Origin of the sequence: Mesorhizobium sp. M7A.F.Ca.CA.002.09.1.1, assembly GCF_003998555.1 — a bacterium.
In the GTDB taxonomy this organism is placed as follows: domain Bacteria; phylum Pseudomonadota; class Alphaproteobacteria; order Rhizobiales; family Rhizobiaceae; genus Mesorhizobium; species Mesorhizobium ciceri.
The window spans coordinates 1-2,415 of sequence record NZ_RZRR01000854.1; the positions used below are offsets into that span (position 1 = coordinate 1).

2 protein-coding genes are annotated in these 2,415 nt (G+C 64.8%); both read right to left on the reverse strand.

What is annotated here, in order from left to right; all coding sequences use genetic code 11:
* Nucleotides 1–1,514, reverse strand: a 1,514-nt coding sequence (locus EN994_RS27310; protein WP_164746243.1) for an NAD(P)/FAD-dependent oxidoreductase, incomplete at its 3' end; no start/stop codon positions are given.
* Between the two features lie 4 nt (nt 1,515–1,518).
* Complete coding sequence (locus EN994_RS27315; RefSeq protein ID WP_127307963.1) at nt 1,519–2,316, reverse strand: ABC transporter ATP-binding protein; 798 nt, start codon at nt 2,314–2,316, stop codon at nt 1,519–1,521.
* Nucleotides 2,317–2,415 lie beyond the last annotated feature (99 nt).

A 2,415-nucleotide genomic window follows, 5' to 3' on the forward strand; every position in this document is an offset into this window, starting at 1 on the left:
GTCTTCAGGCGCTTGGCGATGATCAGCCGGCGGACCTCGTCATGACCGAGCGTCGTGCAGCCGCACATCGGCTGCACCGCCGCTGGATTGTATTTGTCGCCGATGGTCAGCACCATCAGCTTCTCGACCAGCCCGGTGCAGGAGCCGCAGGAGGCCGACGCCTTGGTGTGGGCGCGCACGTCGTCGAGCGAGGTCAGGCCCTTGGCCGTGATCGCGCCGGTGATCTTCCCCTTGCAAACGCCGTTGCAGCCGCAGATCTCCGCATCATCCGGCAAGGCTGCAACGGCCGCCATAGGGTCCAGCGGGGCACCCCCCTGGTAGGACTGGCCGAAGATGAGCGTATCGCGCATCTCCGATATGTCGGTCTGCTTTTTCTTGAGATCGTTGAACCAGGCGCCGTCCGCCGTCTCGCCATAGAGCACGGTGCCGATGATGCGGTCGTCCTTCAGCACAAGCCGCTTGTAGACGCCGGCCGCCGCATCGCGCAGCACGATCTCCTGGCGGTCCTCGCCCTCGGCGAAGTCGCCGAGCGAGAACAGGTCGATGCCGGTGACCTTGAGCTTGGTCGGCGTGTCCATATGGACGAAGGCCGCCGCTTCGTTGCCGGCAAGCTGGCTGGCTGTGACGCGCGCCATCTCGTAGAGCGGCGCGACGAGGCCATAGACCTGGCCGTTGACCTCGGCACATTCGCCGAGCGCGTAGATGTCGGGATCGTTGCTGCGCATGCCGGCATCGACGACGATGCCCCTGTTAACGGCGATGCCGGCCTGTTTGGCCAGCGCCGAATTCGGCCTGATGCCGACGGCCATCACCACAAGCGTTGCTGGGATAATGGTGCCGTCAGCAAGTTCCACCTGTCCGACCTTGCCGTTGCCGGTGATAGCCTGTGTGTTGGCCTTGGTGATGACCTTGATGCCGCGCTGCTCCACCGCACGCTGCAAGAGATAGCCGGCGGCCGGATCGAGCTGGCGCTCCATCAAGGTCGGCATGACATGCAGCACGGTGACGTCCATGCCTTGCGCGTTGAGGCCCGCCGCCGCCTCCAGACCCAGCAGGCCGCCGCCGATGACCACCGCCTTGGCCCGCGACTGGGCAGCGAGCATCATCGCCTGCACGTCGTCGAGATCGCGATAGGTCAGCACGCCCGGCAGGTCATGGCCCGGAACCGGAATGATGAACGGTACCGAGCCGGTGGCGATGACGAGCTTGTCGTAGGGCTCGGTGACGCCGTGATCCGAGGTGACGGTCTTCGCCGTCCGGTCGATGGCAACGATCTTGTGGCCCTTGTAGAGGGTGATGTTGTTGGCGATGTACCAGCCGTCGCCATGGATGATGATCTCCTCATAGGCCTTCTCGCCCGACAGCACCGGCGACAGCATGATGCGGTCGTAATTGACGCGCGGCTCGGCGTTGAAGATGGTGACGGTGTAGCGGCCCGGAGCCTGTTCCAGCAGGTGCTCCAGCATGCGCCCGGGGGCCATGCCATTGCCGATGATGACAAGTCTTTCGCTCATGGTGCTACTCCGCGGCTTCGACGAAGCGGTGGCGTTCGTAGAGGAACTTCAGAACCGCCTCGCGGCAGCGCAGGAAGGTCCGGTCGGAAGAGAGTTCGACGCGCCGGCGCGGCCGCGCCAGCGGCACGGCAAGCACTTCGCCGATGGTCGCCGCCGGACCGTTGGTCATCATGACGATGCGGTCGGAGAGCAGCACCGCCTCGTCGACGTCATGGGTGATCATGATCGTCGTCGAGCCGAGCCTGGAATGGATGTCCATCACCGCGTCCTGCAGATGGGCCCGCGTCAGCGCATCGAGCGCGCCGAACGGCTCGTCGAGCAGCAGGATCTTCGGCTCCATCGCCAGCGCCCGGGCGATGCCGACGCGCTGCTTCATGCCCCCGGAGATTTCCGCCGGGCGCTTGTCCTTGGCATGCGCCATCTGCACGAGGTCGAGATTGCGCATGATCCAGTCATGCCGCTCGACTTTGCTCTTCGAACGGCCGAAGACCTTCGACACCGCCAGGTTGATGTTTTCGTAGACGGTCAGCCACGGCAGCAGCGAGTGGTTCTGGAACACCACGGCGCGTTCCGGTCCAGGGCTGTCGACCTCCTTGTCCTCGAGCAGCACGGCGCCGGCCGACACCTTGGTCAGCCCGGCGATCAGATTGAGCAGGGTCGACTTGCCGCAGCCGGAATGGCCGATGATGGAGACGAATTCGCCCTTGTCGATGGCCAGCCTGATGTCCTTCAACACCTCGCTGACCTGGGCACCACGCGTGAAGGATTTGTCGATATGGTCGAGCTTCAGATAGGCCGTCATCGCCCCTCTCCTCACTTTGCCGTTGTGCCGCGGGTGACGAAGGCGCCGACCGCCGCGACCAGCCGGTCGAGGCAGAAGCCGGTGACGCCGATATAGGCG

Bases quoted from the DNA above. Each gene is read 5' to 3' on its own strand.
- EN994_RS27315 (WP_127307963.1), bottom strand. From the start codon at position 2,316: ATGACGGCCTATCTGAAGCTCGACCATATCGACAAATCCTTCACGCGT.